Annotated in this window: 13 protein-coding genes; 5 read left to right on the forward strand and 8 right to left on the reverse strand. The window is 40.3% G+C overall.

Features of this window, described 5'->3' with window-relative positions; genetic code table 11:
• Positions 1–5: 5 nt before the first annotated feature.
• Positions 6–758, reverse strand: coding sequence for a tyrosine-protein phosphatase (locus C1N53_RS15405; RefSeq protein ID WP_137760159.1), 753 nt, complete (start codon positions 756–758; stop codon positions 6–8).
• Between the two features lie 260 nt (positions 759–1018).
• Between C1N53_RS15405 and C1N53_RS15410 the strand changes: the two genes are divergently transcribed.
• From C1N53_RS15410 to hpf, 4 genes are all read left to right on the forward strand, one after another.
• The gene (locus tag C1N53_RS15410; protein ID WP_137760160.1) at positions 1019–2158 is read left to right on the forward strand and encodes an acyl-CoA dehydrogenase family protein; all 1140 of its coding nucleotides are present in this window, start codon (positions 1019–1021) and stop codon (positions 2156–2158) included.
• Positions 2159–2466: 308 nt separating this feature from the next.
• On the forward strand, positions 2467–2661 hold the full coding sequence (rpsU, locus tag C1N53_RS15415) for a 30S ribosomal protein S21 (RefSeq protein WP_137760161.1): 195 nt from the start codon (positions 2467–2469) through the stop codon (positions 2659–2661).
• A 70-nt stretch (positions 2662–2731) separates the two neighbouring features.
• Positions 2732–3610 carry a tyrosine-type recombinase/integrase gene (locus C1N53_RS15420; protein WP_137760162.1) on the forward strand — a complete coding sequence of 293 codons (879 nt, stop codon included), beginning with the start codon at positions 2732–2734 and terminating at the stop codon, positions 3608–3610.
• Positions 3611–3635: 25 nt separating this feature from the next.
• Positions 3636–3935: a ribosome hibernation-promoting factor, HPF/YfiA family gene (gene hpf / locus C1N53_RS15425; RefSeq protein ID WP_137760163.1), complete on the forward strand. Its 300-nt coding sequence runs from the start codon at positions 3636–3638 to the stop codon at positions 3933–3935.
• 135 nt (positions 3936–4070) lie between these two features.
• Here hpf and metK read toward each other — a convergent pair whose 3' ends face one another.
• A complete protein-coding gene (gene metK / locus C1N53_RS15430; protein WP_137760164.1) occupies positions 4071–5375 on the reverse strand; it encodes a methionine adenosyltransferase in 1305 nt (434 codons plus the stop codon).
• 342 nt (positions 5376–5717) lie between these two features.
• Between metK and C1N53_RS15435 the strand changes: the two genes are divergently transcribed.
• Complete coding sequence (locus tag C1N53_RS15435) at positions 5718–6488, forward strand: phosphatase PAP2 family protein (protein ID WP_240773236.1); 771 nt, start codon at positions 5718–5720, stop codon at positions 6486–6488.
• A 70-nt stretch (positions 6489–6558) separates the two neighbouring features.
• Here the strand turns inward: C1N53_RS15435 and C1N53_RS15440 are convergent, their stop codons facing one another.
• The 6 genes from C1N53_RS15440 to C1N53_RS15465 all read right to left on the reverse strand — a co-directional run bounded on the left by C1N53_RS15440 (position 6559) and on the right by C1N53_RS15465 (position 17390).
• The gene (locus C1N53_RS15440; protein WP_137760166.1) at positions 6559–7167 is read right to left on the reverse strand and encodes a hypothetical protein; all 609 of its coding nucleotides are present in this window, start codon (positions 7165–7167) and stop codon (positions 6559–6561) included.
• Positions 7168–7388: 221 nt separating this feature from the next.
• Positions 7389–8819, reverse strand: a complete 1431-nt coding sequence (locus C1N53_RS15445; protein WP_137760167.1) for a RagB/SusD family nutrient uptake outer membrane protein — start codon at positions 8817–8819, stop codon at positions 7389–7391.
• A 17-nt stretch (positions 8820–8836) separates the two neighbouring features.
• On the reverse strand, positions 8837–11854 hold the full coding sequence (locus C1N53_RS15450; protein ID WP_137760168.1) for a TonB-dependent receptor: 3018 nt from the start codon (positions 11852–11854) through the stop codon (positions 8837–8839).
• Between the two features lie 407 nt (positions 11855–12261).
• A complete protein-coding gene (locus tag C1N53_RS15455) occupies positions 12262–14634 on the reverse strand; it encodes a prolyl oligopeptidase family serine peptidase (protein ID WP_240773237.1) in 2373 nt (790 codons plus the stop codon).
• A 98-nt stretch (positions 14635–14732) separates the two neighbouring features.
• Positions 14733–16412 (reverse strand): amidase, encoded by a 1680-nt coding sequence (locus tag C1N53_RS15460; protein WP_137760170.1) that lies wholly within the window; start codon positions 16410–16412, stop codon positions 14733–14735.
• A gap of 162 nt (positions 16413–16574) precedes the next feature.
• Complete coding sequence (locus C1N53_RS15465; RefSeq protein ID WP_137760171.1) at positions 16575–17390, reverse strand: MOSC domain-containing protein; 816 nt, start codon at positions 17388–17390, stop codon at positions 16575–16577.
• Positions 17391–17510: the final 120 nt, after the last annotated feature.

Here is a 17510-nt window from a genome sequence, read left to right on the forward strand (position 1 = left end):
GGAAATTATAGCTGGTTGTTGAGCAATGGAAGCTCCAGCGCCTTCTGCAAATATTTCGAGCTGCGTGCCCGCTGTAAAGCACCAATGTGCTTCATACTATGAGCATCAGAGCCCAAGAAATCTACCAAACCCAGGTTAACCAATTTTTCAGCAACTTCTCTGGCAGCCGGCGAATAATAGCCTACCAGCGAATTTAAGTTAGGTTGGAAAAGCACCCCAAAATCACGCAGCGCAACCAGGTCATCGAATTTACCATAGAAATAAGTATAACGCTCCGGGTGCGCCAGCACCGGTTTATAGCCGAAAGACCGCATCTTAAAAATGGCTTCGCGTAAATTAAACGGCTCGTTCAGAAAAGAAGTCTCGAACAGGAGGTAATTATCGCCAAAAGTGAGCAGCTCCTCTTTATTCAGCAGCTTCTCCATAAATCCTTCATCCAGGTAATGCTCGGCAGCGCAATCCAGTTCTATATCGATACCGGCTTCTTCCACAGCCTGCTTCAGTATCTGTAAGCGTTCTCTTATTCCGGCAGGTGTATTTCTATAAAAGTCGCTCATGATGTGTGGCGTCATGATCAGTTTACGGTACCCCTGATCCTTCATCGCCTGCACCAGTTCTAACGAACGCTCCAATGTATCAGCGCCATCATCAAGCCCGGGAAGTATATGCGAATGCATGTCTACCCCTAACACTTCTAAAGAAACTTCAGAAACAGGCTCCTCTGTCTTACCAAATAAATTTTTAAAAAACTTGATCATCTACAATTTAAGCACTATCCATTATTGTGCCACATTATGCCAGCACACCTGTGCATACAATGTTCAAAATAACACAATTTCCCGACTGCATCAAAATAGTGGAATCAGGCATTCTGTTATTAAAAGCTAATTAAGATGTTACGGCAGATTTCTGACTATGGATAAGGTACCTGCTTTATATCGGATAGCGTTGTAAACATAACATATATAACCTCCGTTATATACGCTACTCAAAACTAACTAAACTAACTTATAAACTAATGGAATTTAACACCTCAGAAAATCAGCGGATGATCTCTGAAATGATCAGGGACTTTGGTTCGAGACACATTAAACCCTATATGCGGGCATGGGATGAAAGCCAGGAATTTCCAGTGAATGTTTTTAAACAACTTGGTGAACTTGGGCTGATGGGCGTTCTGGTACCAGCCGAATATGGCGGTGCCGGCTTTGGTTACTTAGAATATGTTACAGCTATTGCAGAACTGGCTAAGATCGATGGCTCCATCGGGTTATCTATGGCTGCGCATAACTCGCTTTGCACAGGCCATATTCTGCAATTCGGCAATGAAGAACAGAAACAGAAATATTTGCCTAAACTGGCGACAGCTGAATGGATTGGGGCCTGGGGCTTAACAGAACCTAATACAGGTTCTGATGCAGGCAATATGCGAACAGTTGCTGTTCAGGATGGCGATTATTGGATAATCAATGGCGCGAAGAATTTTATTACACATGGCAAATCCGGTCATGTAGCTGTTGTAATTGTACGCACCGGCGAGGTGGGAGATTCTCATGGCATGACTGCCTTTGTTGTGGAAAAAGGCACAGAAGGATTTAAAGCTGGTCGCAAGGAAGACAAGCTTGGTATGCGTGCTTCGGAAACAACAGAGCTTATATTTGAGGACTGTCGTGTACATAGGGACCAGATGCTGGGAAATGTTGGCGAAGGTTTTGTACAAGCTATGAAAGTACTGGACGGAGGCCGCATTTCTATAGCAGCTCTCTCGCTAGGCATTGCGCAAGGTGCTTTTGAGGCAGCCAAGGCCTATGCGCAGGAGCGTAGCCAATTCAATAAACCTATCTCCAGCTTTCAGGGCATCTCTTTTAAGCTGGCTGATATGGCTACAGAAATTGAAGCCGCCTCGCTGCTCACTTACCAGGCCGCCGACATGAAGAACCGTGGGCTTAGCGTAAACAAGGAATCCGCTATGGCAAAACTTTATGCTTCTGAAGTAGCAGTGCGGGTTGCCAACGAGGCAGTACAGATATTCGGAGGCTATGGCTTTACAAAAGATTATCCTGCTGAAAAGTTTTATCGAGATGCCAAACTTTGCACTATAGGTGAAGGAACAAGTGAGATACAGAAGCTCGTCATATCAAGAGCCATTCTGAATTAGAAAAGAAATAAAGAGCCAGGAGATGGCAGCAATAAAGAGGCAGACATCTACTACCACAGGTCTTTTACTTTCTGACACACCTACCTACAAACATCTGATAGAGCTGATATTTTTTACAAGCAAGCAAAACCGGTAAGAAAGCAACTCAGTAAATGGCAGATCGTAAGAAAAAGTAGTTTTATTGAGTTTAAAAGGCAATTGCCGACATATTTGGATAGTTTGTGAGAAATATTTTAGCAAACTATTGATTTTTAAGTAAAAGCTTGTGTAAATTTGCAACCCTAATATCAGAAGAAGAGAGTAAAAACATGATAATTGTAAACGTAAAGGATAACGAGTCTGTAGACCGCGCATTAAAAAGATTCAAGAAGAAGTTCGAGAGAACTGGAGTTCTGAAAGAACTTAGAGCAAGAACTTTCTTTGAAAAACCATCTGTAGCAAAAAGAAAGCAAAAAGAAAGAGCTGCTTACAAGCAAAAGCTTTTTGCTCAAGAAAACTACTAGACTTAGTACCAATATATTGTATTTTTCCATAACTTAGTAAACCTGCCTTAAGCGCCAGGTTTACTAAGTTATGGATTTATTTTTTAAATATTTGCAGTATGAAAAGCGGTATAGTACTCATACCCTTACCTCTTACCATACTGATTTAGGCCAATTCGCCACCTACCTGGAGCAGGTATATGAAATTACTGATCCTGCCGAAGCTGATCATACCATTATCCGTTCCTGGATTCTTTCGCTGGTGCATAACCACATTCAGCCGCGCTCCATCAATAGAAAGATAGCCTGTCTTCGTTCTTATTACCGCTTCCTGTTATCGCAACAACGCATACAGGTAAACCCGATGCTGCGCATCAGAGCTCCTAAAGTATCTAAAAAGTTACCAGGTTTTGTGCCTGAAGAACCATTCAATACGCTTCTAGACAGTTTTACTTTTGAAGAAAATTTCGAAGGCTACCGTGATAAGCTGATCCTGGAGTTCCTATATGGTACAGGTATTCGCCTGTCGGAGCTGATTAGTATAGAAGAATCCGACATAGATTTGAGAGCCAGAACAGTACGCGTTTTGGGCAAAGGCAACAAAGAACGCATTGTTCCTGTAAACGACTCGCTTTATACCTGTATAGAAACCTATTTAGCATATAAGCGCCAATATATACCAGATAACAATTCTAAAACCCTGCTCGTTACTAGTAAGGCACGTCCGCTTTATCCTAAGTTTGTTTATCGTGTTGTAAAAAAGTTTATCAGTATGATTACAACTTCAGAACATAACAGCCCACATGTGTTGCGCCATTCTTTTGCAACACACCTTTTGAACAAAGGGGCTGACTTAAACGCGATAAAAGATTTGCTGGGCCACGCCAGCCTTGCAGCCACCCAGGTTTACACACACAATTCTATTGAGAAACTCAAATCTGTATTTGAGAAAGCTCATCCCAAAGCATAAGTTAAACCAATAATTTATTTCAATTATGAAGCTACAGATGCATTCCATTCATTTTGATGCTGATAAACAGCTAACTGATTTTATAGCGCAGAAAGTAAATAAATTGGAAACCTTTTACGATCGTATTGTCGATGGAGAAGTGTTTCTAAAGCATAATAATAAAGACGGAATAGATAATAAAACGGTTGAAATAAGGTTATTTGTACCTGGCTCTACCCTGTTTTCTCAGGAAGATGCTCCTTCTTTTGAAGCTGCTACTGATGCTGCTGTTGAAGCGATGCGCCGCCAGCTAAAGAGGTTTAAGCAAAAACAGATGGCTCATTAAAATTATAAATATTAACTTGAGGTGGTGATCACCTGTATAACATCACACAGATGTAAGATTAGAGAGAATAGCTCTAAAAACACGAGGCCTGCAAGTAAACTGCAGGCCTCGTGTTTTTAGAGCTATTTCAAGGCACTATAGCCCGAATTCAGCCTTAATCTTTTCTACATAATCCAGCTTCTCCCAAGTAAAGGTTTCAAACTCCCTTACCTCCGTCTGGCCATTCTTTCCTATTTCTACTTTTTTCACGCCAGGTGTTCTACCCATGTGTCCATAGGCAGCTGTTTCTGAGAAGATAGGATTCTGTAGCCCATACCGCTGTACAATAGCATAAGGACGCATGTCAAAGATGTTACTCAGCTTATCAGCAATTTCACCATCGCTCATTACATTACCGTTGGCATCTTTTACATTGGTAGAACCATAAGTAGTTACATAGAATCCAACTGGTTTTGCTACTCCAATTGCATAAGCCACTTGTACCAATGCCTGGTCTGCGACACCCGCTGCTACTAAGTTTTTAGCAACGTGACGTGCTGCATAAGCTGCAGAGCGATCTACTTTAGACGAATCTTTTCCAGAAAAAGCACCGCCACCATGTGCTCCCTTGCCACCATAAGTATCTACAATAATTTTACGGCCTGTAAGTCCGGTATCTCCATGCGGACCGCCAATTACAAATTTGCCAGTTGGATTGATATGGTAAACTATATCGTTGTTAAATAGCTTCTGAATTCGCTCCGGAAGCAGATTAAGCACACGAGGTATAAGAATAGTATCAACATCTTCTTTAATACGTTGTACCATTTTTACTTCTGCTTCTTCTTTTGCTTCGCTGTTATCAGCCGTTGGAAGCTCAAACTCATCGTGCTGTGTGGATATAACAATAGTATCAATCTTTTCAGGCACATGATTATCGCTGTAACGGATGGTCACCTGCGACTTTGCATCCGGGCGCAGGTAAGTCATTTCTTTACCTTCTTTACGAATAGCAGACAGCTCCTGTAACAGCAAATGCGATATGCTCAATGCAAGTGGCATGTAATTGTCTGTTTCATTTGTTGCATAACCAAACATCATTCCCTGGTCGCCTGCACCCTGCTCTTCCGGATTTGCCCGCTCTACCCCCTGGTTAATATCGCTTGATTGCTCATGAATTGCAGAGATGACGCCACATGCTTCCGCATCAAATTTGTACTCAGATTTTGTATAGCCAATTCGTCTGATAACTTCCCTGGCCACCTTCTGCACATCAACATAGGCCTCTGTTTTAACTTCACCACTTAACACGACTAAACCTGTTGTTACAAGTGTTTCGCAGGCTACTTTGGATTGTGGATCCTGCTTCAGGAATTCATCTAAAAGTGCATCGGATATCTGATCTGCTACTTTATCTGGGTGTCCTTCTGACACTGATTCAGAAGTGAATAAATATGGCATTTTATGATTGATTAAGGTACAAATTATTAGCCAGGTGCTTCTCTCTGGCAGTAACTACAAAACTAATAGAAATCTGCCACACAAAAAATTAATACGACAAATCAGCATCATGGTAACACATGTCATAACATTAATTTTAAAGCTGCTTATGTACGATCATCACCGTCTACACCTGCAGTTTTTAGTTGTTATTTTAATATAAGCCCTGCTAACATAGCAGGATTTGCATTATCACTTTTCTATTGCAAACCTTTCAATTAACATATACGTTCTATTGCCCACTTGTACATCTCTAATAATACACACATGAAGTTATTTAAATATATTTTTTTGTGCTTTTATATGACTTTTAGCCTAAACTGCTTTAGTCAATCTGCTTCACCATATCAAACCAGTGTTGGTGTTGATGCCCCTATTACGGCTTTAGGTGCAGGGCTTACTTACTATGGCCTGACTCTTATGCAATCTAAATCAGGTTTGACTTCGGAAGAGGCGCTAGCCCTTAATGTGAAGGATGTGAATAGGTTTGATCGCTTCTCAGCAGGCTTTTATTCAGAAAGAGCTAATACAATAAGCGATTATCCCTTATACACCTCTTTTGGTACACCACTCTTGCTACTATTAAATGAGAATGTTAGAAGCAATGCTGGACAAGTGCTGGTTCTTTATGTAGAAACCATGGCTATAACAGGTGCCCTTTACACCATGACAAACGGTAATGTTATTCGCAACCGTCCCCTTACCTACAGCCAAGATGTATCCCTTGCAGAAAAAGGCAGAGCAAATGCTCAGAATTCTTTTTATGCAGGTCATACTGCGGCCGCTGCCAGTGCCTCTTTCTTTGCCGCCAAAGTATTTCACGATTTCAATCCTGATTCTCCGGCACGACCGTACGTTTGGGCTACTGCCGCTGCAATTCCAGCTACTGTAGGTTATTTCAGGCTGAAAGCTGGTAAGCACTTTCTAAGTGATAACATTTTAGGCTATACTTTAGGCGCAGCTGCTGGTATCCTTGTTCCTCAGTTACACAAAAAGTCTGCTAAGCTCCCCTTTTCAGTTGTTCCCATCAGCGGGCCAGGGTTTAGTGGGGCTTTAGTGAGTTGTAGGTTTTAGGAGTTTTATATATTCTTATTAAGTATTATAATCACATATTACAACAATCACTTGCAATAGTCTTTAAAGACTATTGCAAGTGATTGTTGTAATATGTGATTAGTTTAATTAAATCACTATCTTTTTTGATATCTAGCTTGTTTTCCTTCAAATAACTTTCTGCTTCTTTTGAATTATTCAAAATTGCCATTATGCCTTTTGAATCTTTTTTAAATCTCATTATTTTATTATCGGTAGTGTTATATACAAAGTAGTTTGTATTTTCAATTATATTTTTGTTTATAGTTGCCGAATTATAACTTTTTTCTTCTCTAATAGCTTTATATGAACGCTTCAAAAGAGTAATCTTTCCTTCAGCCAGAACTTCATAGTATGATGCTTCTGTACCACCTAAAATTACAGGATATCCATTTTTGAACTTCCTATTATTCTTAGAATCATCTGAATCTGACATAAATTCAAATTGTACAACAGGTTTAATAAAGGCCATGGCTATCCCATCTTTATTAGAAAAAATGAGTTGGTTTGAGATCTGATCATATTTAAGCTTTTCAACTTGGAAAATTTCACCATCAGCAAATTTAATTATTGCCCGCTCCCACTCATCATATAAATAAGGAGATCCATTAATGCTTTCATATTGGCCAATCCTTAACGTACTTCCGTTTACATCTTGCATGTAAGGATAGTTTTGGGCTACTATCGAATTACTAATTAGACAAAATATAATACACAGTGTTGGCATTATTAATTTCATCATTGTTATTTCTTTTAATTTTCACTTACTATTAAAACGAACTTCAAGCTGTACTTTTCTATTTTAAAATATATTTAAGTGATTACAATAGATAAACAAAAGGGGATGCTTAGCATCCCCTTTTGTTTATCTATTGTAATCACTTAAATATTTGGATTAACATTTAACTCTCTTTCAGGAATAGGGAAATAACGAGGAAGAGAAGAACTTCCAGGATACGGAATTGTACGTGCAGTAGCAGGATATACCGAAGATCTGGTTATTTCTCTTTTCAAGCGATTTAAATCATGAAATCTATTTCCTTCAAATGCAAGCTCTTTCCTTCTTTCAGTAATAATATCTTCTAAAAGTTGGCTACCTGTAGAAGCAAAAGTGAAGGTAGAATACCTTTTTGATGCTAATTCATTTAATCGGGCTAACGCTGTTGTTTCACTGTTAGTTCTATAAGCAGATTCTGCTGCAATTAGATAAACTTCAGACATTCTGATTACTTTTTTATCGCTGATATCACCCGCTCCGAATGGTATTTGATACTTATTTACTATATAAGCAGGATTTTCTCCAGATACGCGTGAAGAATTCGAGATAAGGCTCTTTCTGATATCCTCTTCGCTATATGAATTATATAACTCAGGTGTAGCTAACATATCACCATAACCTTGTTGATGATAAATATTTACTAATTCATCATTACCAGCATTATTTACTGAGTTAGAGGCAACTTCAAAAAGAGTTTCTCTTTTAACTGAACTTGAGTTAGGTGTACCAGAAGCCCAATATGCACCTACCTCTGCTCTGTTTAATAATGAAAATCCACTATTTGTAATTACATCATTAGCATAAGTTAAAGCAGTAGCATAGTCAGCTTTATACATCGCAACATTTGCCGCAATAGCACGCGCTGCATATTTAGACATAAAAGCTGATCCTCTATACTGTGTTTGTAGCTGATATGCTTGATCCAAATCATTCATAATTTGGGTATATACCTGCGCTACAGTACTGCGACTAGGCTTCAGGAATGGGTCATATTGCGTTACGATCGGCACACCAGGAGATGCGGGATCATCTGTGTATGGTTTGGCAAAAAAACGCACTAAGTTAAAGTATGCTAGTGCTCTGATAGCATAAGCTTCCCCCTTATACTGATTTATATTAGCTGCGTTTCCTCCACTTACAGAAGAGTTAATAATATTATTTGCTCTTAAGATTAAAGTATAAGAAGCAGACCATATATCACCTATATCCGCATTGGATTGATTAAAAGTATAGTTACTAAAAGGTATATATCTACCTGAATTGCGCTCAGAAACAAACACATTATCAGCTAGTAAATCTCCCGCTAAAGGCACATTTCGACCGTATAAAGTGATAGTGCTACCAGATAAAACTACAGTATTTAATGCTCTGTACGTTCCATTGAGTGCAATAAGCATATCGGCTTCAGTGGATATTGCCGCATTTTGAGGCACTAATGTAGCTGGCGCTTCATTCAAAAACTCATCACTACATGAGGTTAAAATGCTTGTAGTTAAAAGACATGCAAGCACCGTTTTTATTAATATATTCTTCATTTTTAATTTCTTAATTATTAGAATCCAACATTTATACCTAGCGTGTATGTTTTTGGAATGTATGCATCAAAATTATTAGAGCTTGTTACATAAGTTTCAGGATCATAAGGTAGATCTTTATCCTTTACCCATGTTGCTAAGTTTGTTCCACTTAGATAAACACGTAAGCTTGTCATGTGTATTTTCTCCAATAATGTACTTGGAAGGTTATATGCAAGTGTTAGATCTCTTAAACGCACATAGTCTCCTTGATACAAGAATCTATCTGATAAAGAGTTAGAACTTAAATTACCTCCAACTACATATTTAGGCACATTAGTAATGTCACCAGGCTTCTGCCAGCGGTCAAGTTGAGAAGCTACTTTATTGAATGAAGAATTGTAACCATCACCTTGGGTATATGAAGCCCAAGAATCACGTACTAAATTACCGCCACTGTAATAGAACAGGAAGTCCAAGCTAAACCCTTTGAAAGAAAAAGTACTTCCAACACCTCCAAAGTATTTTGGAGTTGACTGTCCAACTATAACTCTTTCTGCATCATTATAAATAGAAGTCGTTTCTGTTCTAGTTTCATCAGTGTACCAGAGAGGATTACCATTTGCTGGATCTACACCAGCCCATTGACGAACATAGAATGAATAATAATTTTCACCTACTCTTCTAATAAATGGAGATGAAATTATATCTCCGTCAACTAAATTTAAGACTTCATTTTTATTAGTTGATATATTGAAGCGGGCATCCCATCTAAAGTCACCAAATGCTACAGGAGTACCAGAAAGCTCTAATTCGATTCCACTATTCTTCATAGCACCAACATTATTGGTAAAATTAGGGAATCCAGAAGTATGAGAAATAGGTTGCTCCATCAATAAACCAGTAGTTTTGCGGCTATACCAGTCAAATACTACATTTAATCTATTGTTAAATAATCCTAAATCAAATCCTAAGTCAAGAGGCTTATTAGTTTCCCAAGTTAAATTTTCGTTACCCACGTTACTTGGAGCACTGCCTGACAAACCATTGTAATTATATGTAGCACCATACCCGTAAGTTGGTCTCCATGCGTAATTACCTATACTTGCGTTACCATTCAATCCATAAGAACCTCTTAGTTTTAGCTGACTAACTACAGGTACAGACTGCATAAATGGTTCCTGATCTACATTCCATGCAGCACCAACTGACCAGAAGTTACCATAAGGGTTGTTAATACTAAATCTAGAAGAACCATCTCTCCTGAAGCTTCCAGATAACACATATCTTCCTTTATATGATATATCTCCTATTGCTAATAAGCCAGTAAAGGTATAACCTTCATTTGTACCAGATGCTGTATTCAGAACAGAGCCAGCAGAAGGCACAGTAATATCTGTATTAGGGGGTAAATTTGTTGTAGAAACATTAGAGCTATAATATAAAGACTTTTGTGCTTCGTAACCTGCTTTTAAGTTAGCTACAAGCGAATTATCATTCAAAATGTCTAAATTATAGTCTAACAGATTAGTAGCCACCCAATTAAAATAACGAGTATAATATCTATAGCTCTGCCCACTTGAATTTCTTGCGTCACCAAAGTATGGGTTATAATATAAGTCTTCTTCAATACCATTATAATCTACCCCGAACTTAGAGGTAAACTTCAGGTTATCAAGGATACGATATTCAGCTGATGCACTTCCGATACCTTTAAGAGCTCCATAAATACGACTATCATACTCAGCAACAGCTAATGGATTATATATACCACTAAAATCGGTTGCGCTATAGCTAGGCTTTCCTTCTGCGTTATATGCAGGCAGATATGGTGTTAAAAAATAAGCTGCAAGTATTGGATTTCTAAATGTACCACCATTAGTTTCTCCCTTTTGTGATGAATAAGATATCATCATATTTGTATTGAAAGATAAACGTTCTGTTGCTTTATGTTTAAGGTTTACATTCGTTGAGTATCTTTCAAAATAAGAATTTATAACCGAGCCCTCCTGCTCAAAGTAACCTGCACCAATATGAAACTGAGTTTTATCATTACCACCACTAGCAGATAAATTATACTGTTGCTGAACCCCAACCTGAGTAACCTCATCCAACCAATTAGTACTTACACCAGCACGAGCAGCTGTGATCATTGTATTATCTACATATGCTAAAGCCTGTTCTAAAGTCTGACTTGAACCCGCATTTACCCTTCCTTCAGCTGTTAGTTCTCTATACTCTTCAGTAGTTAAAGGACGGTTCCTTTTATTCAGATACCCCGGTTCAGAATATCCACGTTCCATATCAAAGCGAAATTTGGTTTTGCCAGCTTTACCACTCTTTGTTGTGATAACAATTACACCATTGGCAGCTCTGGAACCATATATTGAAGCGGCTGATGCATCTTTTAATACCGTCATGCTTTCAATATCATTAGGATTAATACCGGCTAAAGCATTACTTGTTTGTTGAATTCTCGACAAATCTCCTGAATTGATTGGCACTCCATCAACAACATAAAGCGGCTCTGAAGATGCAGTCATAGAACCCACACCCCGTATACGCACTTGCTGAGCAGCTCCAGGCTGACCTGAACCAGCTATAGACATCAAACCAGCAACCCTTCCTTGCAGTGCCTTATCAACTGATGTAAATTGAGTGTTTTCAATATCTTTAGCCCCAACTTGTACCACAGAACCTGTTTGCTCTAGTTTAGTTGTAGTCCCATAGCCTGTAACAACAACTTCTGATAAAGACTTAGTATCTTCAGCTAGCTGCACATTTATTGTATTGCGACCTCCTACTTTCACTTCTTGGGTTGTATATCCTAAGAATTTAATAATTAATACAGCCTCTCCAGATGGCGCACCAATACTAAAGGTACCATTTGCATTAGTAAATGTACCTACAGTTGTTCCTTTAACAGCCACTCCTACCCCAGGAAGAGGTGTATTTTTTTGGTCTGTCACAGTCCCTGTAACAGTGAATCCCTGCGCCCATGCTTGATTAGCCAGCACGAATAACAGAGCGAAACTCATTAATAGAATTTTTCTCATAAAGTTAGACTAGATAATTGATTAGTTTGTGTAATATAAATTTAAATTTAATACTATAAATCTATTATTGAAAACTTTTTTGCTTTTTTTCCGTAACCGCACCTTGAATTATAATTTTCATAACTTAAGGAGCTTATTTTGTGAATATTTAAATTTTTTAAAGGCAAATAATTGGATCAACCTAAAAGAATTGTTGTTTTATTATCATAAGAAAAATAAAAGCACACAATATTCCAATTAATAATTAATATTGATTTTATTTAGAGAGTTTAACTATTTAATGAGAGTAGTCCTACAAAAGCATTTAAAAGCTTATTGCTATAGCTCCTTATATAGAATATATCAATAAAAATACTTAATGATAATCACCTTCCTTGCCCATTCAATAAGAAATTCCCCCAGTCCCTCTACTTCAAATTCTCCTCAAACAACTTAAATATCCGTTTGTATTCATCGGTCCAGCTGGCAGGCTCGGTAAAGCCGTGGTTTTCTACCGGGTACACAGCCAGTTCCCAATTATCTTTACCAAGTTCAATTAATCGCTGCGAAAGACGCACAATATCTTGGAAATGAACATTTGTATCTACCATACCATGGCACATGAGCAAAGCACCTTTCAGACCTTCTGCATAATATATAGGAGAACTCTTGGCATAGGCTAGGCTGTCCGTGTATGGTGTGTTAAGAATGTTGGAAGTATAACCGTGGTTGTAGTGCGCCCAGTCGGTAACAGAACGTAAAGCAGCACCCGCAGCAAACACATCGGGCTGCGTAAACATAGCCATAAGCGTAATAAAACCACCGTAAGATCCACCGTAAATGCCTATGCGTTTCGGATCGACCTGGTGCTGCTCAGCCAGAAACTTTGCTCCGTCCACATGATCAGTTAAATCTTTTCCACCCATGAACTGGTAAATGCCTGTTCGCACATCACGTCCATAACCTGCACTGCCTCTGTAGTCCATGTCCAATACAGTATATCCTTGGTCTACCAGAAAGTTATGGAACATGTACTCCCTGAAGTAGCTACTCCACCACTTGTGTGCATTTTGCAGGTAACCGGCACCATGCACAAAAATAACAGCCGGTCCGTTGGCTTTGGCAGCAGCTGGTTTGTACAAGCGGGCATAAACATCAACGCCATCCCTGGCTTTAAATGAAATTACCTCCGGCTCACGCCAGTTGTAAGATTTAAATTCATCCGTCAATGATTCTGTTATTTGCCGGGGAGTGGCTCCTTTTTTATTGTCCATCAGAAATAGCTCCCAGGGTTTATTGCTATAGGAGTAACGTATGGCTAACGTTTTTTCATTTGGAGAAAGCTGCACTTCATGTGCACCTGACATAGTGGTCAGTTGCACCATTTCACCTCCCTGTATTGGCATCCGGTAAAAGTGCTGCTCACCCGGATGAACTTTGTTTGCTGTAAAATACCAGCTTTTTTTGTCGTTGCTCATTTTAAGCCCCGACACCTCAAATTTCCCGGCAGTCAGTGCTTTTTTACGGCCATTGTTTACGTTTACAGTATACAAATGAGAATAGCCACTTTCTTCTGACTGAAACCAGACATGCTCATTATCTGGCATAAAACCTATGTCACCTGCTCCGTAACTAATACCAGGACCATTTATCCAGGCTTCATCGCGCTGACGATCCAGCAGAGAGAGCTTACCTGTAGCAGGATCTAACTTTAAAATCCATCGATCTTTATTATCAGCCGATCGCGCCACAACGACAGCATGTTTACCATTATCCGACCAGAAAGGACCATACATAGTAGTAGCTCTGGGTTCAGGCTGTTTCGCTTTGCTTCCTCCGGTGCTGTTACCCGCACTTACCTCCGCCTGCTTCAGATAAGCAGGTTGCTCATAAACACCCTCCACATCTTTCATAGATGGTGCAAAAGTGGTATCGTGCTGTATATCGTAAATATAGAACTCTATAGTTGCCTGCGCATCCCCTACTTTTGTACGGGCATTAATATCTTCTGTATAACCGGAAGCTGTAATGAAATTCGGAACAATGGTTGCTTTGGCGTTTTTGGGCCTGCTTACCAACCAATAAGTAATAAAGCGCTCGTCCGGACTGAGAGAAATGTTATCGGCTGACTTATCATCAATGTAAATCTCTTTGGGGCGTTTAGGAGAGTCTGCTTTACGCTGCTGCTGTTGTGCTTTGTCATCAGTTTCCCGATCACGGACAATTTGCAGCAAGGCTAATTGCTGCTCTTTTAACCAGTCCCGCTGCGCGTCTTTAGGTTCGCCGGCAACAGGTTTGCGGCCTTTTCTGAAATCAGAGAGTTGCCTTACCTGGCCACTGCTATGGCTCCAGGAAAACATATTTCCATTGCTCAGGTACAATACCTCCTGTTCATCAAAGCTAAAAGAGGGGCTGCTTTCACGCTCAGTCGTATTGGTAACCTGCTGTACCTTGCCAGATTTTATGTCATACAAGAAGATGTCGCCATTCTTCTCATACACCTTTTTAGTTCTTGCTTTATTATAGCGGCCATAAGGCGAAGGCAAGTTGCGGCGCTCTTGCGCACTCACCTTCTTCATATTCTTTCCACTAACTAAAACGCTGTACAAAGAATCATAACGATTGCCTTCCGGATTCCAGCTAAAGTATACCTTGCTGCCGTCTTCCGACCAGAAAACGTTATCAGGAGACGTGCCTATCCATTTCGGATCACGCATGATCTTCTCAACACTGAGTACCATGTTACGCTGCTGCGCTTGAACTGCACTACCGCCAAGCAGCAGGCAGAACAAGAGAGCCATAGCTTTCTTTTTAAAAAGCATGTAAAATTAAGTTAGATTAGTTAGTTTGTGTCGTTAGCAGCTATAAGCTACTATAAGTTTGTTTTCATGTGAGCCCGCTAATTTCCTGCCGCAAATACCATTGGCGGATGCTGCTCTTCGTGGTTAGTCAGGTCTTGGTAAAACTTTGCAAACGCCAGCACCTGGGCTTCTCCGAAGAGTTTCCCCATAAAAGTGATAGTAGTTGGCATACCATTTTTCTGAAATCCGTTTGGCACCACCACACAAGGATGTCCTGTTAAGTTTGTTACCACCAGATTTGAGCTTGCAAAAGAAGGGCTGATATAAACATCAACATCTTTTAAATTTTCCTGCATCTGCTGTATGAGCAGCGTACGCACTCGCTGTGCCTGCAAATACTCCACAGCTGGTATGAAACGCCCTGTCCTGAATGTGTTTGGCCAGGCATTCTTATGCTGTTGCACCAGTAAACTATCGCGGCCGCTCCTGGTAAGTTCATCAAAAGCAGCAGCGCCCTCTACTGTAATGGTTAATGTTAAGTCCCGGGCCGGAAGGTTGGGAAGTTCGACGGGAACCAGTTCAATACCTGCTTTTCGCAAAGCTTCTAAGGTAGCCTGGTCGTTTGGTTTGAAAGCGCCATACTCGCGCTCGAAGTCATTTTTAAGGTATCCTACACGTAATTTTCTAGGATTGATATTCTTATTGTAGTTGAAAGGCGCATCGTGCACGGAAATATCTTTTCCGTCCGGCCCATAAATAGCGTTAAAAACAATGGCACAATCTTCTGCTGAGCGAGCTATCGGGCCAATTTTATCCATAGACCAGCTTAAAGCCATTGCACCCTGGCGACTAACTCTACCAAATGTAGGCCGCAAACCAGTTGTACCACAGGCAGTAGAAGGAGATACGATAGAACCCAGCGTTTCCGTACCTATAGCGTATGGCAGCAAGCCAGCTGCCACAGCAGAGGCTGAACCAGCAGAAGATCCGCTGGAACCTTTTTTCACATCCCACGGGGAACGGGTTTTACCACCATACCATACATCTCCCATCGCCAGCGCGCCTAAAGTAGTTTTGGCTACCAGCACGCCTCCTGCATCCTGCAGGCGTTTAACCACGGTGGCATCTTCGTCAATTAGCTGGTCTTTGTAAGGTGTGGCTCCCCAGGTAGTTTTATACTTTCTGGTAGACAATAAATCTTTTACACCAAACGGAATGCCATGCAGCATGCCTTTGTACTTACCTGCTTTAATTTCCTGGTCAGCCTTGCGGGCCTGCTCTAACGCCAACTCTTCCGTAAGCGTAGTAACACATTCCAGAGTTGGGCCAAACTTCTTCAGGCGGTCCAGGTAAAATTTAGTAAGCTCTTCTGATGATATTTGTTTTGTGCGGATAAGTGCCGCCAATTGCGGTATAGAATAAAAAGCCAGTTCCTCTCTATTGGCAGGTAACTTTACATTTTTAAGAGCCTCTACAGCAAAAGCCTCGCGCTTTTGCTCAAACTCAAATCCTACGGGAATCGGATTAAATACAAGTGCAGGGGCAACATCATTTGTAAGCTGTTGCTGGCGTACCCGCTCATAGCCTTCCTTATACTCTTCCAGACCAGATAAAGTAGAATCCAGCTGAGCTGCTTTAAAATTCAGGCCAATTAGCTGCTGCGCATTTTGCAGCATTGCCACCGTTAGTTTGCTCTCGGCCACTTTTGTAATAAAAGCACCAGATACAAAACAACTCGTACCAATTAAAGAGTATACTAATTTCCTGTTTAATTTCATGAACCTATAGAAAAGCAAAGGCTATGCGGGTAATCATTTGCCCAAATTAATACCTCCCCCTTTATTTTCAAAGTCGCAACAACTAAAAAGTATATATTTTTTTTAAAAAATGGCCCTGCAAGGGTAATTTCGAATCAGATAGGATTATACTAATATATTTACCTAAGCTTTTGTTGTTACAACATCTACCTTATCTCCTACCATTACCTTGCTTCCTTTTGTAAGTAGCAGATTCTGACCTACCATTATTTTGTTATTTTTCTGCCGGAAAGTTGCAAGCGTTTTTAGCGGCTCCGCGCTCTTGTTTCCGGTTTCCTGGTTAATTGTTACCACCACACATCGTGCGCAGGGCTTGGCTGCTCTAAAGGCAGCTTCTCCGATGCTGAACTCATCCCAGGTATCTTCTATAAATGGTGTTCCACCAGAAAAAACCAGGTTGGGCCTAAAGCGGTTCATGGGCACAGGCTCTGCCAGGCGCAAATTCAGATCATCTAAAGAAGCCTGCCCGATCATCAGGAAAGGATAGCCATCTGCAAAGCTTACTACTTCTTCCTCAAAAGCATACCGCTCATCCACTTTACGTTTTGTATCAAGTGGCATGTATACCAGCCTGGCCGGCATCTGCAGTACATTGGTAAACCATTCGTTCGCCTCTGCAGCCACTATCACCGCCTCACAGGTATCATCCCAAACAGAAACCTGTACACGTTCTTCTGTCTTAGGGCTGAAAGGAATAAGCAAAGGAGTATACTTCTCATGCTTATGCGTTACCAGAAGTCCCTCATCCTGCAAATGCACCTGCAGTAAAGCCATAATACCATGCTGCCTTTGCGATAGAAATCTACCTGTCTCATCTACCAGCATCCAGCGCCGGTCATAGCGCAGGCCTCTGTCTTCTATTTGTGCCTCCTGCAGGCTGATACCGCCCAAAGATTTAATCGGGTAAATATTGATCTCAGTAAGTGTATAGTTATTCATACAATAAAGGTCTGTTTGCGTTACAAGATAAATATTTCTGCGTAGCCAGTCAGGAGAATATTCCGTGATGCAGGTTCCGGTAGTTAAGCGGCAGAATATAGTAGAACAAGAAATGGGAGT

The sequence above is a fragment of the Pontibacter sp. SGAir0037 genome, assembly GCF_005491705.1.
GTDB lineage: Bacteria > Bacteroidota > Bacteroidia > Cytophagales > Hymenobacteraceae > Pontibacter.

What these genes read in the sequence shown, in the direction of transcription:
- rpsU (WP_137760161.1), top strand. Translation starts at nt 2,467, where the DNA reads ATGATAATTGTAAACGTAAAGGATAACGAGTCTGTAGACCGCGCATTA.
- C1N53_RS15460 (WP_137760170.1), bottom strand. Translation starts at nt 16,412, where the DNA reads ATGAAATTAAACAGGAAATTAGTATACTCTTTAATTGGTACGAGTTGT.
- C1N53_RS15445 (WP_137760167.1), bottom strand. Translation starts at nt 8,819, where the DNA reads ATGAAGAATATATTAATAAAAACGGTGCTTGCATGTCTTTTAACTACA.
- C1N53_RS15455 (WP_240773237.1), bottom strand. Translation starts at nt 14,634, where the DNA reads ATGGCTCTCTTGTTCTGCCTGCTGCTTGGCGGTAGTGCAGTTCAAGCG.
- metK (WP_137760164.1), bottom strand. Translation starts at nt 5,375, where the DNA reads ATGCCATATTTATTCACTTCTGAATCAGTGTCAGAAGGACACCCAGAT.
- C1N53_RS15450 (WP_137760168.1), bottom strand. Translation starts at nt 11,854, where the DNA reads ATGAGAAAAATTCTATTAATGAGTTTCGCTCTGTTATTCGTGCTGGCT.
- C1N53_RS15420 (WP_137760162.1), top strand. Translation starts at nt 2,732, where the DNA reads ATGGATTTATTTTTTAAATATTTGCAGTATGAAAAGCGGTATAGTACT.
- C1N53_RS15405 (WP_137760159.1), bottom strand. Translation starts at nt 758, where the DNA reads ATGATCAAGTTTTTTAAAAATTTATTTGGTAAGACAGAGGAGCCTGTT.
- C1N53_RS15435 (WP_240773236.1), top strand. Translation starts at nt 5,718, where the DNA reads ATGACTTTTAGCCTAAACTGCTTTAGTCAATCTGCTTCACCATATCAA.
- C1N53_RS15440 (WP_137760166.1), bottom strand. Translation starts at nt 7,167, where the DNA reads ATGCAAGATGTAAACGGAAGTACGTTAAGGATTGGCCAATATGAAAGC.
- hpf (WP_137760163.1), top strand. Translation starts at nt 3,636, where the DNA reads ATGAAGCTACAGATGCATTCCATTCATTTTGATGCTGATAAACAGCTA.
- C1N53_RS15465 (WP_137760171.1), bottom strand. Translation starts at nt 17,390, where the DNA reads ATGAATAACTATACACTTACTGAGATCAATATTTACCCGATTAAATCT.
- C1N53_RS15410 (WP_137760160.1), top strand. Translation starts at nt 1,019, where the DNA reads ATGGAATTTAACACCTCAGAAAATCAGCGGATGATCTCTGAAATGATC.